Origin of the sequence: Pedococcus sp. (assembly GCF_036554925.1) — a bacterium.
In the GTDB taxonomy this organism is placed as follows: Bacteria; Actinomycetota; Actinomycetes; order Actinomycetales; family Dermatophilaceae; genus Pedococcus_A.
Window position 1 is genome coordinate 1 of sequence record NZ_DATBMI010000031.1, and the last position, 23,678, is coordinate 23,678.

A 23,678-nucleotide genomic window follows, 5' to 3' on the forward strand; every position below is an offset into this window, starting at 1 on the left:
CGCGTTGCGCAAGGAGGCCGTGACCAAGCTGGTCCAGGGCGAGGCGAAGACCGAGACCCGCGGCGGCGAGCGCGTCATCAAGCTCGAGGGCAAGAAGGACAAGAGGGGGAAGAAGGCCAAGGACCGCTACGTCTCCTACCCCGTCGACCGTGAGGAGTCGATCTTCACGATCCTCTCCGAGTTCAGCGACATGGGGCACAACGAGATCCCCCAGCCCGACCGGAAGTGGAACGGCGACGCGACCGACGACAACTCCACGTACTGGGTCCCCGACTTCAACCAGAAGCACTTCCAGGACATGATGTTCGGCGACGGTGAGTCCTTCAAGGACTTCTACCTCAAGCAGTCCAACGGCCGTTTCCTGGCCAAGGGCGACGTCTCCGACTGGGTCCAGGTCAAGGGCGAGGCAGCCACGTACGGCGACAACGACAACGAGCGCGAGGGCTACTGGTCCTACATCCAGGACACCGTCAACGCGTGGTACGAGGCTCAGGTCGCGGCCGGCAAGACGGAGGCTCAGATCGCGGAGTACCTCACGCAGTTCGACCAGGTCGACCGCTACGACGCCGACGGTGACGGCAACTTCAACGAGGCCGACGGCTACATCGACCACTTCCAGGCGATCCACGCCGGCGAGGGCGAGGAAGCCGGCGGCGGGAAGCTCGGCGAGGACGCGATCTGGTCGCACCGCTGGTACGTCAACTCCACCGACATCGGCAAGACCGGCCCCGGCGAGAACAAGCTCGGCGGCGCCAAGATCGGCGGCTCGAACATCTGGGTCGGTGACTACACCACCGAGCCGGAGAACGGCGGGCTCGGCGTCTTCACCCACGAGTTCGGCCACGACCTCGGCCTGCCCGACCTCTACGACACCGCGGGTGGTGACAACGGCACCGGCTTCTGGTCCCTCATGTCCGGTGGCTCGTGGCTGAACCACGGCAAGGACTCCATCGGCACGACGCCCGGCTACATGGGCCCGTGGGAGAAGCTGCAGCTCGGCTGGCTCGACTTCCAGGTCGTGCAGAAGGGCGGCGACCGCCGGATCGAGCTCGGCCCGGCCGACCGTGACGACAAGTGGAAGCCGCAGGCCCTCATCGTCAACCTCCCGGACAAGACCGTGGTGACGGACTACAACACCCCGCACTCGGGCTCCTACGAGTGGTGGGGCGGCTCGGCCGACAACCTGCAGAACACCCTGACCCGCTCCGTCGACCTGACCGGCAAGACCACCGCCTCGCTGTCGGCCTGGCTCGAGTACGAGATCGAGGAGGGCTACGACTACCTCTTCGTCGAGGCCTCCGACGACGGCGGCGCGACCTGGGACGAGCTCGACGCCATCGGCGGCGAGAGCGCGTGGGTGAAGAAGGCCTGGGACCTCGGCGCCTACGCCGGCAAGCAGGTCCAGGTGCGCTTCCGCTACGCGACCGACGGTGGCCTGCACTACAAGGGCCCGTTCATCGACGACATCGAGCTGACCGCCGACGGCGCCAGCGTCTTCACCGACGACGTCGAGTCGGGCACCAACGGCTGGACCGCCGACGGGTTCACCCGCATGGGCGGGACGACGTCCGAGAAGGCAGCGCACTACTACCTCGTCGAGAACCGGGTCTACAAGGGCTACGACGCCACGCTGAAGACCGGCCCGTACAACTTCGGCTGGGCCAACACCAAGCCGAACTGGGTGGAGCGGTTCCCGTACCAGAACGGCATGCTCGTCTGGTACGCCGACGGCGCCTACGGCGACAACAACACCTCGGCGCACCCCGGTGGTGGCCAGGCGCTCCCGGTCGACGCCCGCCCGGCGCCGATCACCTTCCCCGACGGCGCCAAGCTGGGCAACCGGCGCCAGCCGTGGGACGCCACGTTCGGCCTGGAGAAGACCGACAAGGTCACCTTCCACCGCAACGGTGTCCCGGTCACGGTGAAGCCGCAGGCGGCGATCTCCACGTTCGACGACGCCTACCCGAACAAGTACTGGACGGCCGACAACCCCTGGTCCTCGACCAAGACCGCGGGCTCGGGCGTCAAGATCCGGGTGCTCAAGCAGCGGGGCGACACCATGTCGCTCTCGGTCACCTGGTGACGACGCCGGCCCACCGGCAGTAACCAGCACCAGGCGGGGCCCCGGGAGCACTCCCGGGGCCCCGCTGCGTGCCCCAGCCGGTGCCCCGCGCCGTTCGCCCCTAGATTGGCGCCGTGGACTACGACGACATCGTCATCGGCGCCGGGCACAACGGACTCACGGCCGCGGCCTACCTGGCACGGGCCGGCAGGCGCGTCCTCGTCCTGGAGGCGAGCGACCACATCGGCGGGGCGGCGGTCTCCGCGCAGGCCTTCCCGGGCGTGGACGCCCGCCTGTCGCGGTACTCGTACCTCGTGTCGCTGATGCCCCGTCAGGTGATCGAGGACCTCGACCTCGACGTGCGGCTCATCCGCCGCCGCTACTCCTCGTTCACCCCGGTACCGGGGCACCCCGGGCGCTCGGTCCTCGTCGACCACGGAGACCCGGGAGCCACCGCGGAGGCGTTCCGCCGGCTCACCGGGTCCACAGCGGAGCACGAGCAGTGGGAGCGCTTCTACGGCAGGGTGGGCAGCCTCGCCCAGCGCGTGTTCCCCACCGTCCTCGAGCCGCTCCGCCCGGCCGCCGAGATGGCCGAGCTGGTCGCCGACGACGAGCTCTGGCGCGCGCTGGTGGAGCGGCCCCTGGGCGAGGTCCTCGAGCAGACGTTCGCCGACGACACGGTGCGCGGCATCGTCGCCACCGACGCCCTGATCGGCACGTTCGCGGACCTGCGAGGGGCCGACCTGCGCCAGAACGTCTGCTTCCTCTACCACCTGATCGGCGGCGGCACGGGTGACTGGGACGTACCGGTCGGCGGGATGGGAGCGGTCACCGACGCCCTGGCCAGGGCCGCCACCCAGGCGGGCGCCGAGATCAGGACCAGCACACCGGCCACCTCGGTGAGCCCGGACGGAGAGGTGTCGTGGGAGGGCGGCTCGGCCCGTGCCGCCCGCGTGCACGCGGGCTGCGCGCCCGCGGTCCTGAACCAGCTGCTGGCCGCGGCCGGGGCCGACCCGGTGGAGACCGAGGAGTCGCCGGAGGGCGCCCAGCTCAAGGTCAACATGCTGCTGACCCGCCTGCCACGCCTGCGCGACGGGGCTGCCGACCCGGAGGCCGCGTTCGCCGGCACCTTCCACATCAACGAGGGCTACCAGCAGCTCCAGGACGCGTATGCCGCCGCTGCCGCCGGCCACGTGCCGCGGCTCCCCCCGTGCGAGATCTACTGCCACAGCCTCTCCGACCGCAGCATCCTCGGCCCGGGGCTCGCCGACACCAGCGCGCAGACGCTCACGCTCTTCGGGCTGCACATGCCGGCTCGGCTGTTCCGGGAGGACCACGACGAGATGCGCGACCTCGCTCTCAGCCACACCCTCGAGTCGCTCAACTCGGTGCTCGCCGAGCCGATCCAGGACGTCCTGCTGCGCGACCCCTCCGGCGCCTACTGCCTGGAGGCGCGGACCCCGGTCGAGCTCGAGCGCGACGTGGCACTGCCCGGGGGCAACATCTTCCACCGCTCGCTGCAGTGGCCGTGGGCCGAGCGCCCCGACGAGGTCGGCAGGTGGGGCGTGGAGACCCGGCACGAGCGGGTCGTGCTCGCGGGAGCGGGCGCGCGGCGCGGCGGCGGCGTGTCCGGCATACCCGGCCACAACGCTGCCCAGGCGGTGCTGCAGGCGTGACACCCCGTGAACCCTTGACCGCCGCGAAGCAGAACTAGGGCAGGATTCGACCCATGGATCGTCAGCAGGAGTTCGTCCTCCGGACCATCGAGGAGCGGGACATCCGCTTCGTCCGCCTGTGGTTCACCGATGTGCTCGGGACCCTCAAGTCCGTGGCGGTCGCCCCCGCCGAGCTCGAGGGAGCCTTCGCCGAGGGCATCGGCTTCGACGGCTCGGCCATCGAGGGCTTCGCCCGCGTCTACGAGGCCGACATGCTCGCCAAGCCCGACCCCGCGACGTTCCAGGTGCTGCCGTGGCGCGGCGACAGCCCCGGCACCGCGCGCATGTTCTGCGACATCACGCTCCCCGACGGCACCCCCAGCTGGGCCGACCCGCGCCACGTGCTGCAGCGGATGCTCGGCAAGGCGGCCGACCTCGGCTTCACCTTCTACACCCACCCCGAGATCGAGTTCTTCCTCCTCAAGAGCGGCTTCCGGCCGGGGGAGCGGCCCGAGCCGGTCGACCAGGCGGGCTACTTCGACCACGTCCCGCACGGCACCGGCCACGACTTCCGCCGCGCCGCCATCACGATGCTCGAGTCGATGGGCATCTCGGTCGAGTTCAGCCACCACGAGGGAGCACCCGGCCAGAACGAGATCGACCTGCGCTACGCCGACGCGCTGTCGACGGCCGACAACATCATGACCTTCCGGACCGTCATCAAGGAGGTGGCGCTCGAGCAGGGCATCTTCGCGTCGTTCATGCCGAAGCCGTTCTCCGAGTACCCCGGCTCCGGCATGCACACCCACATGTCCTTGTTCGAGGGGGACAGCAACGCGTTCTACGAGGCCGGCGCTCCCTACCAGCTGTCCAAGGTGGGCAGGCAGTTCATCGCGGGCCTGCTGCGCCACGGGGCCGAGGTCACGGCCGTGACCAACCAGTGGGTCAACTCCTACAAGCGGCTCTGGGGCGGCGGCGAGGCGCCCGCCCACCTCACCTGGGGCCACAACAACCGCAGCGCGATGGTGCGGGTCCCCATGTACAAGCCGCTCAAGGGCCAGAGCAGCCGGGTCGAGGTGCGCACCCTCGACGCGGCCTGCAACCCCTACCTCGCCTTCGCGCTCCTGCTCGCCGCCGGGCTCAAGGGCATCGAGGAGGACTACGAGCTCCCGCCCGAGACCGAGGACGACGTGTGGAGCCTCACCGGCTCCGAGCGGCACGCGATGGGCATCGAGCCGCTGCCGTCGTCGCTGCACGAGGCGATCGGGGTCATGGAGAAGAGCGAGCTGGTGGCCGACACGCTCGGCGAGCACGTCTTCGACTTCTTCCTGCGCAACAAGCGCGCCGAGTGGGACGACTACCGCGGCGAGATCACCCGCTTCGAGCTCGAGCGCTACCTGCCCGGACTCTGAGGCGGGCGTCCGGGCGGGCTGCGGCCCCGTTAGGTTGGGGACGTGAGCACCAGCGCGCGCCAGTCCTCCCGGTCGGTGGCCTTGGCGCGCCTCGGTTTCGCCGACGGTGCCCGGGCGGAGCAGCTGCTCGCCGACCCCGCCCTGCGCGGTCTGGTCGACCCGCTCGACGACGTGTTCAGCGACGGGCTGCCCGACGCGCTGGGCGTCACGGCGGACCCCGACCTCGCGCTGCTCAGCCTGGTCCGGCTGATGGAGGCGTTGCGCGCCTCGGAGCCGCAGCGCCGTGACGCCGAGGGGGGTCCGGCGGCCCAGGTGACCGGGCTGACCGGGGCGCTGCGCCACAGCGGGCCCGAGCGCGACCGCCTGCTCGCGGTGCTGGGAGCCTCGACCGCCCTGGCCGACCACCTGGTCGCCCACCCCGAGCACTGGCGCAGCGTGACCGAGGCCCGCCCGCGCGCGGCGGCAGAGCGGGCCCGGACCCTGGTCTCGGCGGTCCGCGACCCCGGCGACGACACGGCATACGACGCACTGCGCGTGGCCTATCGACGCGAGCTGCTGGGGATCGCGGCGCTCGACCTCACCTCGCCGGACCCGACCCAGACCCTGCCGGACACCGCCGAGGCCCTCGCCGACCTCGCGGAGGCCGCGCTCGAGGCGGCGCTCGTGATCGCCCATGCCGAGCTGGGGGAGCAGGCCGACCGCTGCCGGCTGTCGGTCATCGGCATGGGCAAGACCGGCGGCCGCGAGCTGAACTACGTCAGCGACGTCGACGTCATCTTCGTCGCCGAGCCGGCCGAGGGCGCCGACGAGACGACCGCTCTCGCGGCGGCCACCGCGCTCGCGACCAACCTGATGCGGGCGTGCTCGACCTCGACGGCGAAGGGCACCCTCTGGCCGGTCGACGCGGCGCTGCGCCCCGAGGGGAAGCACGGCCCGCTGGTGCGCACCGTCGAGAGCCACCGCGCCTACTACGAGCGCTGGGCGAAGACCTGGGAGTTCCAGGCCCTGCTCAAGGCCCGTCCGGTGGCGGGCGACCGCGAGCTGGGGGAGCGGTACCTCGCGGCGGTGTCGCCGATGGTCTGGCAGGCCGCCTCCCGGGAGAACTTCGTCGAGGACGTCCAGGCGATGCGGCGACGCGTCGAGCAGCACGTGCCGGCCAACGAGGCCGACCGGCAGCTCAAGCTGGGGCCGGGGGGCCTGCGTGACGTCGAGTTCAGCGTCCAGCTGCTCCAGCTGGTGCACGGGCGGGCGGACGACTCACTGCGCTCCGGCACCACCCTCGAGGCCCTCGACGCTCTGGCCCGCGGCGGGTACGTCGGTCGCGAGGACGCCGCCACGCTCGACGCCAACTACCGCCTCCTTCGCACCCTCGAGCACCGTATCCAGCTCTACCGGCTCCGGCGCACCCACCTGATGCCGACGACGGAGTCCGACCTGCGCCGGCTGGGGCGCGGCCTGGGGCACCGCCGCGACGCGGTGGCCGAGGTGGTCTCCCGGTGGCAGCGGCAGGCCCGTGAGGTGCGCCGCATCCACGAGCGGCTGTTCTACCGGCCGCTGCTCGCGGCCGTGGCCCGGCTCAGCTCGAGCGAGGCCCGGCTGACCCCGGAGGCGGCGCGGGAGCGGCTGGCCGCCCTCGGCTTCCGCGACCCGGCGGGGGCGATCCGGCACCTCGAGGCGCTCACCGCCGGGGTCAGCCGCCGCGCCGCGATCCAGAAGACCCTGCTCCCGGTGATGCTCGGCTGGTTCGCCGACGAGGCCGACCCCGACGGTGGGCTGCTGGCGTTCCGGAAGGTGAGCGAGGACCTCGGATCCACCCACTGGTACCTCCGGCTGCTGCGCGACGAGGGGTCCGCGGCCGAGCGGCTCGCGCACACCCTGGCCCGCAGCCGGTTCGCCGCGGACCTGTTGATGGGTGCTCCTGAGGCGGTGGCGATCCTCGGGGACAGCGGCGGGCTCACCCCGCGCCCCCGGGAGGACCTCGTCCGGCGGATGGCCGCGGCGGCCGGGCGCAAGGACGACGCGGAGCGCGCGGTCCTGGCTGCCCGGGGCGTGCGCCGCCAGGAGCTCTTCCGGATCGCGGTGGCGGACCTCAGCGGGCAGCTGGACCTCGACGCCGTCGGTCTCGCGCTCACGGACCTCTCGGCCGCGCTCATCGAGGCCAGCCTGGAGGTCGCCTCCCGAGTCGTCGCGGAGCGACATGGAGGGAGCCTGTGCACGTCCCTGCTCGTCGTGGGGATGGGACGGCTCGGCGGCGGCGAGTCCGGGTACGGCAGCGACGCCGACGTCCTCTTCGTCCACGACCCGCAGCAGGGCGCGTCGGAGGACCTCGCGCAGACCCAGGCCCTCGAGGTGGTGCAGGAGCTGCGCCGGCTGCTCGGCTCGCAGGGCCCCGACCCGCAGCTCGGCCTCGACGCGGACCTGCGCCCCGAGGGCAAGAACGGCCCGCTCGTGCGGAGCCTGGAGAGCTATCGCGCGTACTACGAGCGCTGGTCCCTCACCTGGGAGTCCCAGGCGCTCCTGCGGGCGGCGCCCATCGCCGGTGACCAGGACCTCGGGTGGCGCTTCGTCGAGCTGATCGACCCGCTGCGCTGGCCGCCGGAGGGCCTGACCCCTGCGCAGGTGCGCGAGATCAGGAGGCTCAAGGCGCGGATGGAGGCCGAGCGGCTGCCCCGAGGGGCCGACCCCAAGACCCACTTCAAACTCGGGCGCGGCGGCCTGAGCGACGTGGAGTGGACCGTCCAGCTGCACCAGATGTGCCACGCCCACGAGGTGCCGGACCTGCGCACGACCGCCACGATGCCTGCCCTCCACGCCCTGGAGAAGGCCGGCCTGCTCGACCCTTCGCACGCTGAGGCCCTGGCCGCGTCGTGGACCCTCGCCTCCCGGATGCGCAACGCCGCGGTGCTGTTCCGCGGGCGCCCTGTCGACAGCGTGCCGTCGGACCTGCGCGTCGCGGACGGCGTCAGCCGGATCATGGGCGGAGAGCCCGGCAGCGGCGCCGAGCTGGCCGAGTCCTACCGGCGGGTGGCGCGACGCGCCCGAACCGTTGTGGAGCTCGACTTTTACGACACCCCCTAGCGGGGTACGGTCAGCCCCATGCGCGTGAGGGGCGGTCGGCACGAGGGGGTTCCCTCATTCGGGGAGGTGCTGCGCGCCCCTGCCTTCCTCCCCACCTTCCTCGCCGCCAGCCTCTCCACCTGGGGCGACTACATCGCCCGGATCACCGTGGCAGCGGTGGTCTTCGAGCGCACCGGCTCGGCGGTCGCGACCGCCGCGACCTTCGCGGTGTCGCTGCTCCCGTCGGTCTTCGGCCGGATGCTGCTCTCCCCGTTCGCCGACCGCGTGCCCTACAAGTACGTGCTGATCGGAAGCCACCTGGTCCGCGCGCTGTTCGTGGTCGCCCTGCTGGCGGCGGTCGCGTCCTCCGCCCCGGTAGCCGTGCTGCTCGTCCTCCTCTTCGTGCTCGAGCTGGGCGGCGGCCCCGCCGTGGCCGCCAACCAGATGCTCCTGACCGACCTCTTCCCCGACCGCCGGCTGTACGCCCGGGCCTTCGGCGTCAACACCCTCGCGGAGCAGGTCAACCAGGCCATCGGCCTCGCGGTCGGTGGCATCGTCGTCACGGCCACCAGCGCCACCCAGGGGCTGCTGTTCGACCTGGCGACCTTCCTCGTGGCCGCGGCGGTGGTGGCCAGGGTGGTCCCGCGCCGGGACCCGCTCGGCGAGGCCGAGCAGGGCCTGCGCGGCTTCGCCCGCGACGTCGTCGAGGGCGGTCGGCACCTCTTCGCCAACCGCGTGCTCACCGCGCTCCTTCTCCTGAGCGTCACCAGCACCCTGGCGATGGCGGCGCCGGAGGCCGTCGCCATCCCGTACGTCAACACCCACACGGACTCGCCGGCCTGGGGAGGGCTGCTCATGGCGGCACCCATCCTGGGCGCCGTGGTCGGGCTGCTCCTCATGAGCCGGCTGGGGGCGGAGCGCCAGAACCGCTCGATGCTGTGGATGGCCCTGACCATGCCGCTGCCGCTCCTGGTCACGGTCGTGGAGCCGCCGCTGCCGGTGGTCTGGGGAGCCTGGTTCACCTGCGGGGCCCTGCAGGCGTACATGCTGCCGCTGCAGGCCACCTTCACCCTCGTCGTGCCCGCCAGGCTGCGCGGCCGGGTCTTCGGCCTGGCGGGGGCGCTGTCGGTGGCCGCGACCGGTGCCTTCTACCTCCTCGCCGGCTGGATCTCCCAGCACACCCGACCGGCGGCCGCCGTGGGGGTGTGCGCGGTCGTCAGCCTCGGGGGCCTCGTCCTGCTCGCCGCCCGGTGGCCGCAGGGCGAGATCGCCGAGGCGGTCGAGCGGACCTTCAGCCCCCACGAGGACACCTCCCGGGCGGCCTGACCCCGTCCGGCCCCGCAGCGCCAGGCGTGACCGTCGGGAGCGCGGGACGGGCTCCCGCGGGATGAGACCGCGGCCGGGGCGCACCGGAGCGCCGCCTAGAATCGGGCCCATGATGTCCACGACCGACCTGCGGGGACGCGCGCTGAGCGTGCGCGACCTCCGCGGGATCCTGCCGCGCGCCGAGTTCGACGTCGAGGCCGCACTGGAGACCGTGCGCCCGATCTGCGAGGCCGTGCACCATCGTGGCGCCGAGGCGCTGTACGAGCTCGGCGAGCGTTTCGACGGGGTCCGGCCAGCCGCGCTGCGCGTCCCTGCTGACGTCCTCGAGGCCGCTCTCGAGGGGCTCGACCCGCAGGTCCGTGCTGCGCTCGACGAGGCCATCCGCAGGGCCCGCCTCGTCCACGAGGACCAGCGGCGGGCCGAGACCACGACCGAGGTGGTCGAGGGCGGCACCGTCACCGAGCGCTGGGTGCCCGTCGACCGGGTGGGCCTGTACGTCCCGGGGGGCCGGGCGGTCTACCCCTCGAGCGTCGTGATGAACGTCGTCCCCGCCCAGATCGCCGGGGTGCCCTCGCTGGCCGTCGCGAGCCCGCCGCAGCGCGAGAACACCGGCTCCTTCGCCGGCTACCCGCACCCCACCATCCTCGCCGCGTGCGCCCTGCTCGGCGTCGACGAGGTGTATGCCGTGGGCGGTGCCCAGGCGGTGGCCGCGTTCGCCTACGGCTTCGACGACGACGGCACCGTCTGCGAGCCCGTCAGCCTCGTGACCGGGCCGGGCAACATCTACGTCACCGCGGCCAAGCGCCTCCTCAAGGGCCTCATCGGCATCGACGCCGAGGCCGGGACGACCGAGATCGCCGTGCTCGCCGACGACAGCGCCGACGCCGAGCACGTCGCGGCCGACCTCGTCAGCCAGGCCGAGCACGACCCCTACGCGGCGTCCGTCCTGGTCACCGACAGCGACCGGCTCGCCGCCGGCGTCGCCGCAGCGCTCGAGCGCAGGGTGCCGCAGACGAAGCACGCCGAGCGGGTGCGCACCGCCCTCGGCGGGCGCCAGTCCGGGGTGGTCCTCGTCGACGACCTCGACGCCGGCCTCGAGGTGGTCAACGCGTATGCCGCGGAGCACCTCGAGGTGCAGACCCGCGACGCCGACGTCGTCGCGGCCGGGGTGCGCAATGCCGGTGCCGTCTTCATCGGCGCGTTCTCGCCCGTCAGCCTCGGCGACTACGCGGCCGGCTCCAACCACGTCCTCCCGACCGGAGGCTGCGCATGCCACAGCAGCGGCCTGTCCGTGCAGACCTTCCTGCGCGGCATCCACGTCGTCCGCTACGACGAGGCCGCCCTGCGCGACGTGGCGCACCACGTCGTCACCCTGGCCACGGCGGAGGACCTCCCCGCGCACGGTGAGGCGGTCACCGCCCGTTTCGGCGACGCGCCGTGAGCCGGCTGAGCGAGCTGCTGCGGCCCGAGCTGCGCGGCAAGACCGCCTACGGCGCGCCCCAGCTCGACGTCCCGGTCCGGCTCAACACCAACGAGAACTCCTACCCGGTGCCGGAGACCGTCGTCCACGACATCACGGCCGCGGTCGCCGAGGTCGCCGCAGACCTCAACCGGTACCCCGACCGGGAGTTCACCGACCTGCGGGCTGCCCTCGCGGCATACCTCACCACCACCTCGGGGGTCGAGGTGACCGCCGCCGAGGTGTGGGCCGGCAACGGCTCCAACGAGGTGCTCCAGCACCTGCTGCAGGCCTTCGGCGGGCCCGGCCGGGTCGCGCTGGGGTTCACACCGGCCTACTCGATGCACCCGATCATCACCGAGACCCTCGGCACGGCCTGGGTCGACGGGCTGCGTGGCCAGGGCACGGACGCGCCGTTCGACCTGACCGCGGAGTCGGCGGTGGCACAGGTGCGCGAGCACCGGCCCAACGTCGTCTTCCTCTGCTCGCCGAACAACCCGACCGGCACCGCCCTGTCGCTCGACGTGGTGGAGGCGGTGTACGACGCGGCGCCGGAAGCCGTGGTCGTCGTCGACGAGGCATACGCGGAGTTCGCGCGGGAGGGCACGCCCAGCGCCCTGACCCTGCTCGAGGGCCGCGAGCGGCTCGTCGTCACCAGGACCATGAGCAAGGCGTTCGCCTTCGCCGGCGGGCGTCTCGGCTACCTCGCCGCGCACCCGGGGCTGACCGACATGCTTCGCCTGGTGCGGCTGCCCTACCACCTGTCCACTCCGACGCAGGCGATCGCCCTCGCGGCCCTGCGCCACGCGCCGGAGATGCTCTCGACCGTCGCGGTGATCAAGGCCCAGCGCGACCGCATCGTCGACGGCCTGACGGCGCTGGGGCTCGACCCGGTGCCCAGTGACGCCAACTTCGTCCTCTTCGGCGGCCTGTCCGACGCGGCCGCGACCTGGCAGTCGCTGCTGGACAGGGGCGTCCTGGTCCGCGACGTCGGGATCCCGCACTATCTTCGTGTCACGGCCGGGACCCCCGCCGAGACCGGCGCCTTCCTGGCCGCCATGGCCGAGTCGGTCACCGCCCAGAACGTCACCGTGAGCAGCAACGCCGCCGTGACCAGCCGCGCTGAGGAGCGTCCCGCATGAGCACCCCCGCCCGCACCGCCTCACTGACCCGCACGACCTCCGAGAGCAGCGTCGAGCTCGAGCTCAACCTCGACGGCTCGGGCGCCGGCGAGGTCAACACCGGCGTCCGGTTCTACGACCACATGCTGCTCTCCCTCGCCAAGCACTCCCTGATCGACCTGCGGGTCAAGGCCACCGGGGACCTCGACGTCGACGCCCACCACACGGTCGAGGACGTCGCCATCGTCCTTGGCGACGCCTTGCGCGAGGCCCTCGGCGACAAGCGGGGGATCTCCCGGTTCGGCGACGCCACGGTGCCGCTCGACGAGGCCCTGGTCCACGCCGTCGTCGACGTGGCGGGTCGGCCCTACGTCGTGCACACCGGCGAGCCAGAGGGCCAGGAGTACGTCGTGATCGGGGGCAACTACGTCGGCTCCTTGACGCGGCACGTGCTCGAGTCCTTCGCCCACCACGCGGGGATCGCCCTGCACGTGCGGGTGCTCGCGGGCCGCGACCCCCACCACATCGTCGAGGCGCAGTTCAAGGCCGTGGCCCGGGCGCTGCGCGCTGCCGTCGCCCGCGACCCGAGGGTGACCGGCATCCCCAGTGCGAAGGGCAGTCTGTAAGCCGTGAGCGTGCCGTGGCAGTCCGCGCGGCACGGGCGCGGGCTGCTCCTGCTCCGCAGCGATCCCGAGGCCGCGGCCCGCTGGGCCTCCCGCGGGCTCGTTGCCGCGCGCGTCGTGCCCCTGCCGGGGTGGACGGCCGTCCAGCCCGCTGAGCCGGCATCCCGTGCGCTGCCGCCCTACGACGACGCGCTGACCGTCCTTGCGTCGCAACCGGTGTCGCACCGGCTGCGCTCGACGGTCGGGCTCTTCGCCGTCGGGGGTCGTGCCGTGGTGACCGTCCGACGGGAGGGCTGGCGCACCGTCCAGCGATGGCTCGTCTGGCAGCCCGGGCGGGGAGTGGTGCGCACGCCTGCCCTCCGCCTCGCCCGGCCCGTCGACCTGGTCGGCGCCGCCCACGCGACCACGCGCGGGGTCGAGCGCGAGGTGGCCGGGCTGCTCCGCGAGTCCCGCGGCGACGCCCCGACGCTGCTCGCGGACCTCATGGGCGTACTGGGCCTGCCCGGGGCCGGTCTCCTCGCCGGCGACGGCCCGCCCCAGGGGGACCTCGTCGAGCCCCGCGTTCGCGGCGTGGCACGATTCAACGCCTTCGTACTCGAAGAGGCCCGGCACCGTGCCGAGCAGGAGGAGGACGGACCATGACGGCCCGTGTCGTCGTGCTGGACTACGGCAGCGGCAACGTGCGCTCGGGCGTGCGAGCCCTGCAGCACGTCGGTGCCACGGTCGAGCTGACCTCCGACCGGGCGGCGGCCCTGGCCGCCGACGGGCTGTTCGTGCCCGGCGTCGGCAACTTCCACGCCTGCATGGCAGGTCTGCGCGCCGCGGGCGGCCCCCTGGTCATCGAGACGCGGCTGGCCGGCGGCCGTCCGGTGCTCGGCGTCTGCGTGGGCATGCAGGTCATGTTCGACGGCTCGGACGAGCCCAGTGAGAGCCCGCAGGAGGGGCTCGGCGAGTGGCCGGGCACCGTGGCCCGGCTCAAGGCCGACGTCGTGCCGCACATGGGGTGGTCGACGGTGCGCGCCGCCGAGGGCTCGGCGCTGTTCGCCGGCGTGGAGGACGAGCGCTTCTACTTCGTGCACTCGTATGCCGTGGCCGACTGGACGATGGAGCCCCCCACCGGGCACTTCGCGGCCCTCGCGCCCCGGGTCACCTGGGCCACCCACGGCAACGACTTCGTCGCTGCCGTCGAGAACGGGCCACTGGCGGCCACGCAGTTCCACCCGGAGAAGTCGGGCGAGGCAGGGCTGACCCTGCTCGAGAACTGGGTGAGGTCCCTGTGACCTTAGGTTGTGACGTTCCGGTCCGGTCCTGACCTCCCGTGACCACCCGACCCCAGACCCCGACCCCGGAGGACACCCCATGAGCAGCGCCGCCCGACTCGAGCTCCTTCCTGCCGTCGACGTGGCGGGCGGTGAGGCGGTCCAGCTCGTCCAGGGCGTCGCCGGGACGGGAGGGCAGTTCGGCGACCCGTGGGAGGCAGCCAGGTCGTGGCAGGACCAGGGCGCGGAGTGGCTGCACCTCGTGGACCTCGACGCCGCCTTCGGCAGGGGCTCGAACCGCGAGCTGCTCGCGAGCATCGTCGGCCGCCTCGACATCAAGGTCGAGATGAGCGGCGGCATCCGCGACGCCCAGTCGCTGGAGACCGCGCTCGCCACCGGCTGCCGGCGCGTCAACCTGGGCACCGCCGCGCTCGAGGACCCCGAGTGGACCGCCGCGGCCATCGCCGAGCACGGCGACCGCATCGCCGTCGGCCTGGACGTGCGCGGCACCACGCTGGCCGCCCGTGGCTGGACCCAGGAGGGCGGCGACCTCTGGGAGACCCTCGAGCGGCTCGACCGCGAGGGCTGCGCGCGCTACGTCGTGACCGACGTCGACAAGGACGGCATGCTGGCCGGCCCGAACCTCGGCCTGCTGCGCGACGTGTGCGCCCGCACCGACCGCCCGGTGGTCGCCTCCGGCGGGGTGTCGACCCTCGCGGACATCGAGGCGATCCGGGGCCTGGTGGACGCCGGCGTCGAGGGTGCGATCATCGGGTCGGCCCTCTACCGCGGCGCGTTCACGCTGCCCGAGGCACTCGACGTGGCAGGGCGGCCGTGACCGACTCCCAGCACGGGCCACGCGACTCCGCCGGGGTCCCCTGGGGCGGTCGTGAGCTGTCGGGCACCGGCTTCGACCACGACACCGGGGCCGCCGACGCCGCGCTCGAGGCCGCGCTCCACGACCCCTCCGACGAGGGGGCGCTGATGGCCGCGGTGAGCCAGGCGCGCCTGCTCGTGCCGATCGTGGCCGAGCCGGTCGAGCTCGACGAGTCGGGGGCCCTGACAGCCGAGAAGCAGACGGACATGGCGGCGGTGACCCTCGTGGCACCCGACGGGCAGCGGGCCCTGCCGGTCTTCACCTCCCTGGAGACCCTGGCCGCGTGGGACGCCGCGGCCCGCCCGGTGCCGGTGACCGCGTCCCGCGCGGCGCAGGCGGCGGTCTCCGAGCGCTGCGACGTCATGGTCGTCGACGTCGCCGGGCCCCGCAGCGTGGTGCTGCGGCCCAGCATGGTGTGGGCGCTCGCCCAGCAGCGGACCTGGCTCCCGGCCCACCAGGACGAGGCCGTCGCGCGGGCCGTGGCGGCGGCGGTCCAGCCCGAGGCCGCCGTCCGCGCGCACCAGCTGGCGCCCGGGCGGCCCGCCGGGCAGGGCATCCTCGCCATCGTCCTGGACCTCGAGCCGGGACTCGCCGCCGCCGAGGTCGAGGCGATCGCGACGCGCGTGGGGGAGCGGCTCGCGACCGACGGCGAGCTCCGTGCCCGGGTCGACGGGCTGGCGTTCTCCATCCGGTAGCCCGGGGCGGCGGCGTCCCGCGGGGCAGGGTCAGCGCCTCGTGGCCCCGGGTTGTGCCAAACCCGGTGACAGATTCGGTGGCCAGCCTGTCGAATGGGCCGCGGGGCGTTCGTCATCAGGGCACAGACCCCTTCACCACAAGGAGGCCACCATGGCCGAGTACCTGTTCCTGCTGTTCGACGACGAGAGCTGGTTCGACGACCTGACCCCGGAGTCCTGGGAGACGGCGATGAAGCTGCACGGGGAGTTCAGCCGGGCCGTCGAGGCGGCCGGCGCCCGCATCCTCGACGGCAGGGCGCTGCAGCGCACGACGACGGCCACCACGCTCCGCAAGGACTGGGAGCACCCGTCCACGCCACCGGTGGTGAGCGACGGGCCGTTCATCGAGACCAAGGAGGCGCTCGGTGGCTACTACCTCATCGAGGCCCGGGACCTCGACCAGGCCCTGGAGCTCGGCGCGCTCTGCCCCACGGGCAACCTGGAGATCCGCCCGGTCCTCGACACGAGCGGCTCGGACACCTCCGGCTGAGGTCGACGTGCCCGACCCCCGCGACGTCGCGCGAGCAGTGGAGGAGGCGCACCGCAGCCACTGGGCCTCGGTCCTGGCGGGCACGGTGCGCCTCACCCGCGACCTCGACCTCGCCGAGGACTGCACCCAGGACGCCTTCGTCCGGGCCCTGCAGACCTGGAGCGCGGGCATCCCCGACAGCCCCGGCGGGTGGCTGGCGACCGTGGCACGCCGCCTCGCCCTCGACCGGATCCGGCGGGAGGCGACGCTCCGGCGCAAGCTACCGCTGCTGGCCGTGGAGGAGGCTGCGGCCGGCGGGCCCGACCCCGGCCCGGCGGATCCGCTCCGGCTGGTCTTCACCTGCTGCCACCCCGCCCTCGGCCGCGACGCCCAGCTGGCCCTGACGCTGCGCCTGATGTGCGGGCTCACCACCGCGGAGATCGGCCGGGTGCTGCTCGCGAAGGAGACCGCCGTCGCGGCCCGCGTCACCCGGGCCAAGCAGAAGATCGCGGCGGCCGGCGTGCCCTTCCGGATCCCGCCGGACGACGCCCTGCCGGCCCGGCTCGACACCGTCCTCACCGTGGTCCACCTGGCCTACACCGCCGGCCACAGCGCCTCCGGCGACCGTCTCGTGCGGGAGGACCTCACCGCGCGCGCCGTGGGACTCGCACGCCTTCTGGTCGTGCAGCTGCCGGACGACCCGGAGGCCCTCGGCCTGCTGGCCCTGCTGCTGTTCGCCGAGGCCCGGGCGGGGTCCCGCGTCGACGCCGGCGGGGAGCTCGTCCTGCTCGCCGACCAGGACCGGTCCGGCTGGGACCGGGCTCTCGTGCACGAGGGGCTGTCCCTGGCCACGCGGGCCCTCGCACGCGGGGACGGGCGCTTCACCCTCCAGGCAGCCATCGCGGGGCTGCACATGTCGGCCCCCGCGTGGGAGGCGACCGACTGGCCCCAGGTGGTGCGCATGTACGACGCCCTGCTGCTGCGCTGGCCCACCCCGGTGGTCGCCCTCAACCGTGCCGCCGCGGCGAGCCTGGTCCCCGGCGCTGACCTCGAGGCCGTCCTGCATGACCTCGACGCCCTCGAGGCGGAGCCGACGCTCGCGGCGTACCCCTACCTCCCGGCGACCCGGGCCGATGTCCTCACCCGGCTGGGCCGGCCGGCGCTGGCCCGCCAGGCCTACGAGGACGCGCTGGCGCTCACGGACAGCGAGACGGAGCGGCGGTTCCTGCTCGCCCGGAGAGGTCACTGAACCCGGCAGCGGCCCACCCTCAGCTGTCGGCGTGGGTGTCGGTCTCCACGACCGGCTCGGTGACGACCTTGGCGTCGTCCGCCTCGCCACCGGGGTTGTCGCCGCCCTGCCCGGCTCGCACGGCCTCCTCGATGCGCTTGCCGGTGTCGGCGTCGACGTTCTTCCAGTACTCGAAGGCCCTCTCCAGCACGGGGGACCTCACGCCGCCCAGCAGGTGGCCGGCGACGGTCTGGACGAACTGCTCCCGCTGCTCGTCGTCCCAGACCTCGCGCACCAGCGTGCCCGCCTGGCCGAAGTCGTCGTCGTCCTTCCGCAGGGTGTAGGCCTGGCGGACCATGGCGCCGTCGGCCTCCCACCCGTTGTCGACCACGCCGACCTCGTCGGAGTACCCGCGGCCCTGGCTGTTGGGCGCGTAGACCGGGGCGTCGCCGCGGTGCTCGTAGGCCATCGGGCCGTCCTGCGTGTAGGTGTTGAGCTCGACGCGGGGGCGGTTGACGGGGAGCTGCAGGTAGTTCGGGCCGATCCGGTAGCGGTGGGTGTCGGAGTAGGCGAACGCCCGCCCGAGCAGCATCTTGTCGGGGGAGAAGCCGATGCCGGGCACGAGGGCCGACGGCTCGAACGCCGCCTGCTCGACCTCGGCGAAGAAGTTGTCCGGGTTCCGGTTCAGCGTCATCGTGCCGACCTTGATGAGCGGGTAGTCCGCGTGCGGCCAGATCTTGGTCAGGTCGAAGGGGTTGAACCGGTAGGTCTCCGCGTCCTCGTAGGGCATGACCTGCACCGAGAGGGTCCAGCTCGGGAACTCGCCGCGGTCGATGGCCTCGTAGAGGTCGCGGCGGTGGTGGTCGGCGTCCTGCCCGGCGATACGGGTGGCCTCCTCACCGGTCAGGCCCTCGACGCCCTGGTCGCTGTGGAAGTGGTACTTCACCCAGTGCTTCTCGCCGTCCTCGTTGACCCACAGGTAGGTGTGCGAGCCGTAGCCGTTCATGTGCCGGAACGTCTTCGGGATGCCGCGGTCGCCCATGAGGTAGGTGACCTGGTGGGCGGACTCGGGGTTGAGCGACCAGAAGTCCCACTGCATGTGGTTGTCGCGCAGGCCCGAGCCGGCCAGGCGCTTCTGGCTGCGGATGAAGTGCGGGAACTTCATGGTGTCGCGGATGAAGAAGATCGGGGTGTTGTTGCCGACGAGGTCGTAGTTGCCCTCGGAGGTGTAGAACTTCAGCGCGAAGCCGCGGGGGTCGCGCCAGGTGTCGGGCGAGCCCTGCTCGCCCGCGACGGTGGAGAAGCGCGCGAGCATCTCGGTGGTGACGCCCTTCTGGAACAGCGCCGCCTTCGTCCAGCGAGACACGTCCTCGGTGGTCTCGAAGACCCCGAAGGCCCCCGACCCCTTGGCGTGCACGTTGCGCTCGGGGATCCGCTCACGGTTGAAGTGCGCCATCTGGTTGAGGAAGTGCACGTCGTGGAGCAGGATCGGGCCGTCCGGGCCCAGGGTCAGCGAGTTGCGGTCGCTGACGGCGGGGGCGCCGGTGTCGGTGGTGGACCCGAGCCCCGCCTCCGCGCTGGGGGCCGTCTCGATCGAGGGTCCGCCCGCGCGCGTCGTGTCCGTCATCTCTGCTCCTTCGGGTGCGGTGGTGGGTGTCCGGTATGCCGAGGGCGCAGCTGGGCGCCCCCCGGCCCGGTCGGTCCAACGTCGCACGGGGGTGGTGGCTCAGCAACCGAGCCGGGGGATATCCGGGTGAAGAGTGTCGGGGCGAGGTGGGATCCTGATCGGGTGCCCATCCAGCGCTACCGCCGCGTCCTGTCCAGCCCTGCCCTGAGGCAGGCGCTGCTGCTCGGCATCCTCGTGCGGATGCCGATCTTCGCCGGCGCGGTCGTGCTGACGCTGCACGTCGTGTCGAGCCTCGACCGCAGCTACGGCGCGGCCGGTCTCGTCTCGGCGGCGGCCACGATCGCCATCGCCGTCAGCGGGCCCTGGCGCGGCCGCCTGCTCGACCGCCTCGGTCTGCGCCGCGTGGTCGTCCCCTCCGTCATCGTCGCGGCCGTGTGCTGGTCGATCGCGCCCTTCGTGGGCTACTGGCTGCTGCTGGGCCTGGCCGCCCTCGCCGGCCTGTTCGTGATCCCGTCGTTCTCGATCATCCGGCAGGCCGTCATCGCCGCCGTGCCGGAGGGCGACCGGCGCACAGCCATCTCCCTGGACTCCGTCGCCGTGGAGCTGTCCTTCATGGTGGGCCCGGCTCTCGGCGTGTGGGCGGCCACCCTCTGGCCGACCTCCTGGGTGCTCTTCGGCATCGAGATGCTCGGTGTCGCCGCAGGGATCCTGCTGTGGGTGGCCAACCCCTCCATCCGGGAGCCCGGGGCGCAGACCGAGCTGGGTGACGGCCCCGCACCCGAGGCGCGTGCTGCCGTCCCGCGCTCCCAGTGGTTCCGCGCGCAGTTCCTCGCGATCTGCCTCGGCGCCGCCGCGACCACCGTCGTGCTCGGTGGCTCCGACATCGCCATCGTGGCGGCCCTGCGTGCCTTCGACGCCCAGTCCACGATCGGGTGGGTGCTGGCGGTGTGGGGCCTCGGGTCGCTCATCGGCGGGCTCGTCTACGGCGGGCTGCACCGGTCGATCTCCGCCTTCACCCTCCTCGCCGGGCTGGGGCTGGTCACCCTGCCGATGGCGTTCGCCGCCGGCCCGATGTCGCTGGCGGCCCTCGCCTTCGTCGCCGGACTGCTCTGCGCGCCCACGATCACGGCCACCATCGACCAGGTGAGCCGCGTCGTCCCCGCGTCCTCCCGTGGTGAGGCGATGGGCTGGCACGGCTCGTTCATGACGGCCGGCATGGCGCTCGGAGCGCCGCTGGCGGGGGTCGCGATCGACCTCTGGGGGTGGGGTGCCGGTTTCGTGGTGGTGGCGCTGGCCGGTGTCGTGGTCGCGGTCGTCGGTGCGGGGGCGACGGCCAGCCGTGCGCGGCGACGGAGGGCCGCCGCGCCGACGCCCACCGCGCCCGCGGAGGTCTGAGCCGCACAGCTCCCGGGCCGCGCGTCCGACGGGCAGCAGCGGGACGGGCGCCCTAGCGTGGGGCCTGGGCGAGGCCGGCCCGAGACCGGACCTGTGACCGCGCCGAGCCCCGGCGGAAGCGACCCGCACCCGGACGAGCAGGAAGGAGCGCCATGGAGGCGGCCGACGCGGTGGTCATCGGCAGCGGCCCGAACGGCCTCGTTGCAGCCAACCTGCTGGCGGACCACGGCTGGGATGTCGCGGTCCTCGAGGCCCAGCCCGAGCCGGGCGGGGCCGTCCGCAGCGACGAGGACGTCCACCCCGGCTTCGTGCACGACACGTTCAGCTCGTTCTACCCGCTGGCCGCCGTCTCGCCCACCATCCGCGCCCTGGGGCTCGAGCGGTTCGGCCTCGAGTGGGAGCAGGCGCCCGCCGTCCTCGGCACTCCCTTCCTCTCGGGCGACTGGGCGTTGATGCACCGCCGTGCCGAGGACACCGCAGCGGCACTCGACGCCCTCCAGCCCGGCGACGGCGAGGCCTGGCTGGAGCTGTGCTCCGGGTGGGACAGCATCGGTGCAGATGTGATCGGGGCCTTGCTCACGCCCTTCCCGCCGCTGCGCAGCGGGGCGCGCGCGCTCACCCGCCTGCCCCGAGCAGGCGGGCTCGGGTTCGTGCAGATGCTGCTGTCCCCCCTCCAGAGCATGGCCGGCCAGCGCTTCCGGGGCCGCGCTGCGCGAATGCTGCTGGCCGGGAACGCCGCCCACGCCGACATCCCCGTCGACGCCACGGGCTCGACGGTCATGGCCTGGGTGCTCGCCATGATCGGCCAGGACCTCGGCTACCCCGTGCCGCGCGGAGGCGCCGGCCGCCTCAGCAGCGCCCTCGTGGCCCGCCTCACCTCCCGCGGCGGTCGGCTGCTGGTGGGGACGCGCGCCACCCGGGTGGTGGTCCGCGCCGGCCGGGCGGTGGGCGTGGAGGTGGCCGGTGGCGGGCTCGTCACCGCGCGGCGGGCCGTCCTCGCCGACGTGAGCGCCCCCAGCCTCTACGGCCGGCTGGTGGGCGAGGAGCACCTGCCCGACCGGCTGCTACGCCGCATGCGTGCCTTCGAGTGGGACCCGGGCACGGTCAAGGTCGACTGGGCCCTGAGCGGTCCCGTGCCCTGGGCCTCGAGCCCGGCAACGGCACCGGGGACCGTGCACATCGCGGAGTCGATCGACGAGATCCGCACGTCCGGGGCGCAGATCGCGGCGGGCGCCGTGCCTGCGGCCCCGTTCCTCCTCGCCGGCCAGATGGCCACGTCCGACCCGAGCCGCGCCCCGGCCGGCTGCGAGTCGTTCTGGGCCTACACCCACGTCCCGCAGCACACCACGAGCGACGCCGGCGACGGCGGCATCACGGGGACGTGGGACCACGACGACCTCCAGCGGATGGCGGACCGGGTCCAGGCTCGGGTCGAGGCCTACGCACCCGGCTTCGGCGCGCGCGTGCTCGCTCGCCGGGTCCTGGGGCCACGCGAGCTCGAGGCCCGCGACGAGAACCTCGTCGGGGGCGCGCTGGGCGGCGGCACGGCCAACCTGCACCAGCAGCTGGTCTTCCGCCCCGTTCCCGGCCTCGGGCGCGCCGAGACCCCGGTCGCGCGGCTCTACCTGGCCTCGTCGTCCGCCCACCCGGGAGGCGGTGTCCACGGCGCGTGCGGCTCCAACGCCGCCCGGGCCGCGATGGCCCACGACCGGCTGAGCCGCGTGACCGCCCCACTGCGCAGAAGGGAGCACCGCACATGAGCCGCACCACCAGGCACCTGAAGTGCCGGCCGGAGGAGGTGTTCGCCGTTCTCGCGGACGGCTGGAGCTACGCCTCCTGGGTCGTCGGCGCCGCCCGTGTCCGCGACGTGGACGCCGACTGGCCGGCGGTCGGCAGCCGCATCCACCACTCCGTGGGGCTGTGGCCCGCGCTGCTGAGCGACACCACGTCGGTCGAGGGGGCGGACGCTCCGCGGGAGCTGCTGCTCCGGGTGCGGGCCTGGCCCGCGGGGGAGGGCCGGGTGCGCCTCCGCTGCGAGGCCGACCCGGCCGGGGGCACCACCGTGACGATGGAGGAGTGGGCGGTCTCGGGGCCGGCGACGCTCGTCCCCACGGCCGTCCAGGACCCCGTCCTCCACGTCCGCAACACCGAGGCCCTGCGCCGGCTCGCCTACCTCGCGGAGGGCGGAGCGCGGCCTCCCACACCCTGATCGCCCTGCCGGCGCAGCGCTCCCCAGCCCCGCGCCGGCGGGGAGCGCTGTCAGCCGCGGGCGCCCCCGGCCCTGCACCGCGGTCGGTGGCGGCCGGGATGGACCGTCGGGGTGGTGCTCAGACGACGGAGCCCGTGAACTTCTCGCCCGGGCCCTGCCCAGGCGGGTCCGGGATCACCGAGGCCTCCCGGAACGCCAGCTGCAGCGACTTCAGCCCGTCGCGCAGCGGGGCGGCGTGCTGGCTGCCGAGCTCCGGGGCCGCCGCAGTGACGAGGCCGGCCAGCGCCGTGATCAGGCGGCGAGCCTCGTCGAGGTCGAGGTGCTCCTGGGCGTCGTCCCCCTCGGCCAGGCCGCACTTGACGGCCGCCGCGCTCATCATGTGGATGGCGGCCGTGGTGATGACCTCGACCGCCGGGACGTCGGCGATGTCGCGGGCCGCGGATGACGCCTGCGAGCCCTCGGGGTCGCCGGGCGACGCGCTGGGGGAGGGGCCGGCCGCGGGATTGGGAGATTCCGTGCTCACGCTGGTAGCCTTGCAGATCGACCGGCCGTCCATGCCCGCGGGGTGACCCGAGAGCACGGATGGTGTGCAAGAGAAGCGACACCATGCTTCCACCCGCCGTGACCGTCCAGGTCGCCGGGTTCCCCAGGTCCGCGAAGGGCGTATGCCGCGGTGGCCCAGCCACGGCATACCGGCCTTGGTGGTTCCCGGGACGGATTCTGGTGAGGCTTCTCGCGCAACTGCGGCGGGGAGCCTCTTCTCGTTGCTGCGGGCGCACCCCATGACTGAAGGAGCACCACCATCAGCGAGCCTCGCATCAACGACCGCATCCGGGTCCCGGAAGTGCGGTTGGTTGGTCCCAATGGAGAGCAGGTCGGCATCGTGCGCGTCGAGGACGCGCTGCGGCTGGCCGCCGAGGCCGACCTCGACCTCGTCGAGGTGGCCCCGATGGCCAAGCCCCCCGTTGCCAAGCTCATGGACTTCGGCAAGTTCAAGTACGAAGCGGCCATGAAGGCGCGCGACGCGCGCAAGAACCAGGTCAACACGGTCATCAAGGAGATCAAGCTCCGCCCGAAGATCGACCCGCACGACTACGGCACCAAGAAGGGCCACGTCGAGCGCTTCCTCAAGGGCGGCGACAAGGTCAAGGTGACGATCATGTTC

At 73.2% G+C, this 23,678-nt stretch carries 20 protein-coding genes; 18 read left to right on the top strand and 2 right to left on the bottom strand.

Annotated elements, in window-relative coordinates; all coding sequences use genetic code 11:
• The 14 genes from VIB11_RS02140 to VIB11_RS02205 all read left to right on the top strand — a co-directional run.
• Positions 1 to 2,083: immune inhibitor A domain-containing protein (locus VIB11_RS02140; RefSeq protein WP_332027913.1), on the top strand; the 2,083-nt coding region annotated here is incomplete at its 5' end.
• 113 nt (positions 2,084 to 2,196) lie between these two features.
• Entirely contained in the window at positions 2,197 to 3,738 is a 1,542-nt protein-coding gene (locus tag VIB11_RS02145; protein ID WP_332027915.1) for an NAD(P)/FAD-dependent oxidoreductase, read from the top strand.
• 53 nt (positions 3,739 to 3,791) lie between these two features.
• Positions 3,792 to 5,129: a glutamine synthetase family protein gene (locus VIB11_RS02150; protein ID WP_332027917.1), complete on the top strand. Its 1,338-nt coding sequence runs from the start codon at positions 3,792 to 3,794 to the stop codon at positions 5,127 to 5,129.
• 42 nt (positions 5,130 to 5,171) lie between these two features.
• Positions 5,172 to 8,207, top strand: a complete 3,036-nt coding sequence (locus VIB11_RS02155) for a bifunctional [glutamine synthetase] adenylyltransferase/[glutamine synthetase]-adenylyl-L-tyrosine phosphorylase (protein WP_332027918.1) — start codon at positions 5,172 to 5,174, stop codon at positions 8,205 to 8,207.
• 18 nt (positions 8,208 to 8,225) lie between these two features.
• Positions 8,226 to 9,512, top strand: coding sequence for an MFS transporter (locus VIB11_RS02160; protein WP_332027920.1), 1,287 nt, complete (start codon positions 8,226 to 8,228; stop codon positions 9,510 to 9,512).
• 109 nt (positions 9,513 to 9,621) lie between these two features.
• On the top strand, positions 9,622 to 10,953 hold the full coding sequence (gene hisD, locus VIB11_RS02165) for a histidinol dehydrogenase (protein WP_332027922.1): 1,332 nt from the start codon (positions 9,622 to 9,624) through the stop codon (positions 10,951 to 10,953).
• A complete protein-coding gene (locus tag VIB11_RS02170; RefSeq protein WP_332027924.1) occupies positions 10,950 to 12,113 on the top strand; it encodes a histidinol-phosphate transaminase in 1,164 nt (387 codons plus the stop codon). The genes hisD and VIB11_RS02170 overlap by 4 nt, the downstream gene beginning before the upstream one ends.
• Entirely contained in the window at positions 12,110 to 12,718 is a 609-nt protein-coding gene (gene hisB, locus VIB11_RS02175; RefSeq protein WP_332027926.1) for an imidazoleglycerol-phosphate dehydratase HisB, read from the top strand. The genes VIB11_RS02170 and hisB overlap by 4 nt, the downstream gene beginning before the upstream one ends.
• A 3-nt stretch (positions 12,719 to 12,721) precedes the next feature.
• A complete protein-coding gene (locus tag VIB11_RS02180) occupies positions 12,722 to 13,357 on the top strand; it encodes a hypothetical protein (RefSeq protein ID WP_332027928.1) in 636 nt (211 codons plus the stop codon).
• Positions 13,354 to 13,995 carry an imidazole glycerol phosphate synthase subunit HisH gene (hisH, locus tag VIB11_RS02185; RefSeq protein ID WP_332027930.1) on the top strand — a complete coding sequence of 214 codons (642 nt, stop codon included), beginning with the start codon at positions 13,354 to 13,356 and terminating at the stop codon, positions 13,993 to 13,995. Before VIB11_RS02180 ends, hisH begins: the two co-directional genes overlap by 4 nt.
• Positions 13,996 to 14,074: 79 nt before the next feature.
• Positions 14,075 to 14,812 (top strand): bifunctional 1-(5-phosphoribosyl)-5-((5-phosphoribosylamino)methylideneamino)imidazole-4-carboxamide isomerase/phosphoribosylanthranilate isomerase PriA, encoded by a 738-nt coding sequence (priA, locus tag VIB11_RS02190; RefSeq protein WP_332027932.1) that lies wholly within the window; start codon positions 14,075 to 14,077, stop codon positions 14,810 to 14,812.
• The gene (locus VIB11_RS02195; protein ID WP_332027939.1) at positions 14,809 to 15,546 is read left to right on the top strand and encodes an SseB family protein; all 738 of its coding nucleotides are present in this window, start codon (positions 14,809 to 14,811) and stop codon (positions 15,544 to 15,546) included. Before priA ends, VIB11_RS02195 begins: the two co-directional genes overlap by 4 nt.
• 151 nt (positions 15,547 to 15,697) lie before the next feature.
• Positions 15,698 to 16,075, top strand: a complete 378-nt coding sequence (locus VIB11_RS02200; protein ID WP_332027941.1) for a YciI family protein — start codon at positions 15,698 to 15,700, stop codon at positions 16,073 to 16,075.
• A 7-nt stretch (positions 16,076 to 16,082) separates the two neighbouring features.
• Positions 16,083 to 17,303, top strand: coding sequence for an RNA polymerase sigma factor (locus tag VIB11_RS02205; RefSeq protein ID WP_332027943.1), 1,221 nt, complete (start codon positions 16,083 to 16,085; stop codon positions 17,301 to 17,303).
• 19 nt (positions 17,304 to 17,322) lie between these two features.
• Here VIB11_RS02205 and VIB11_RS02210 read toward each other — a convergent pair whose 3' ends face one another.
• The gene (locus VIB11_RS02210; RefSeq protein ID WP_332027946.1) at positions 17,323 to 18,909 is read right to left on the bottom strand and encodes a catalase; all 1,587 of its coding nucleotides are present in this window, start codon (positions 18,907 to 18,909) and stop codon (positions 17,323 to 17,325) included.
• A 162-nt stretch (positions 18,910 to 19,071) separates the two neighbouring features.
• Here VIB11_RS02210 and VIB11_RS02215 point away from each other — a divergent pair, with 162 nt between their 5' ends.
• The 3 genes from VIB11_RS02215 to VIB11_RS02225 all read left to right on the top strand — a co-directional run bounded on the left by VIB11_RS02215 (position 19,072) and on the right by VIB11_RS02225 (position 22,513).
• Complete coding sequence (locus VIB11_RS02215) at positions 19,072 to 20,304, top strand: MFS transporter (protein WP_332027948.1); 1,233 nt, start codon at positions 19,072 to 19,074, stop codon at positions 20,302 to 20,304.
• A gap of 152 nt (positions 20,305 to 20,456) precedes the next feature.
• Positions 20,457 to 22,064 carry an NAD(P)/FAD-dependent oxidoreductase gene (locus VIB11_RS02220; RefSeq protein WP_332027950.1) on the top strand — a complete coding sequence of 536 codons (1,608 nt, stop codon included), beginning with the start codon at positions 20,457 to 20,459 and terminating at the stop codon, positions 22,062 to 22,064.
• Positions 22,061 to 22,513 carry an SRPBCC family protein gene (locus VIB11_RS02225; RefSeq protein ID WP_332027952.1) on the top strand — a complete coding sequence of 151 codons (453 nt, stop codon included), beginning with the start codon at positions 22,061 to 22,063 and terminating at the stop codon, positions 22,511 to 22,513. Before VIB11_RS02220 ends, VIB11_RS02225 begins: the two co-directional genes overlap by 4 nt.
• Positions 22,514 to 22,631: 118 nt before the next feature.
• On the opposite strand, the gene VIB11_RS02230 is transcribed toward VIB11_RS02225, so the two are convergent.
• A complete protein-coding gene (locus VIB11_RS02230; protein WP_414695734.1) occupies positions 22,632 to 23,069 on the bottom strand; it encodes a DUF1844 domain-containing protein in 438 nt (145 codons plus the stop codon).
• A 288-nt stretch (positions 23,070 to 23,357) separates the two neighbouring features.
• Between VIB11_RS02230 and infC the strand changes: the two genes are divergently transcribed.
• The coding region (gene infC, locus VIB11_RS02235) for a translation initiation factor IF-3 (protein WP_414695735.1) at positions 23,358 to 23,678 on the top strand (321 nt) is incomplete at its 3' end.

Bases quoted from the DNA above. Each gene is read 5' to 3' on its own strand.
- hisB (WP_332027926.1), top strand. From the start codon at position 12,110: ATGAGCACCCCCGCCCGCACCGCCTCACTGACCCGCACGACCTCCGAG.
- VIB11_RS02200 (WP_332027941.1), top strand. From the start codon at position 15,698: ATGGCCGAGTACCTGTTCCTGCTGTTCGACGACGAGAGCTGGTTCGAC.
- hisH (WP_332027930.1), top strand. From the start codon at position 13,354: ATGACGGCCCGTGTCGTCGTGCTGGACTACGGCAGCGGCAACGTGCGC.
- VIB11_RS02230 (WP_414695734.1), bottom strand. From the start codon at position 23,069: ATGGACGGCCGGTCGATCTGCAAGGCTACCAGCGTGAGCACGGAATCT.
- hisD (WP_332027922.1), top strand. From the start codon at position 9,622: ATGATGTCCACGACCGACCTGCGGGGACGCGCGCTGAGCGTGCGCGAC.
- VIB11_RS02150 (WP_332027917.1), top strand. From the start codon at position 3,792: ATGGATCGTCAGCAGGAGTTCGTCCTCCGGACCATCGAGGAGCGGGAC.
- priA (WP_332027932.1), top strand. From the start codon at position 14,075: ATGAGCAGCGCCGCCCGACTCGAGCTCCTTCCTGCCGTCGACGTGGCG.
- VIB11_RS02160 (WP_332027920.1), top strand. From the start codon at position 8,226: ATGCGCGTGAGGGGCGGTCGGCACGAGGGGGTTCCCTCATTCGGGGAG.
- VIB11_RS02225 (WP_332027952.1), top strand. From the start codon at position 22,061: ATGAGCCGCACCACCAGGCACCTGAAGTGCCGGCCGGAGGAGGTGTTC.
- VIB11_RS02220 (WP_332027950.1), top strand. From the start codon at position 20,457: ATGGAGGCGGCCGACGCGGTGGTCATCGGCAGCGGCCCGAACGGCCTC.
- VIB11_RS02210 (WP_332027946.1), bottom strand. From the start codon at position 18,909: ATGACGGACACGACGCGCGCGGGCGGACCCTCGATCGAGACGGCCCCC.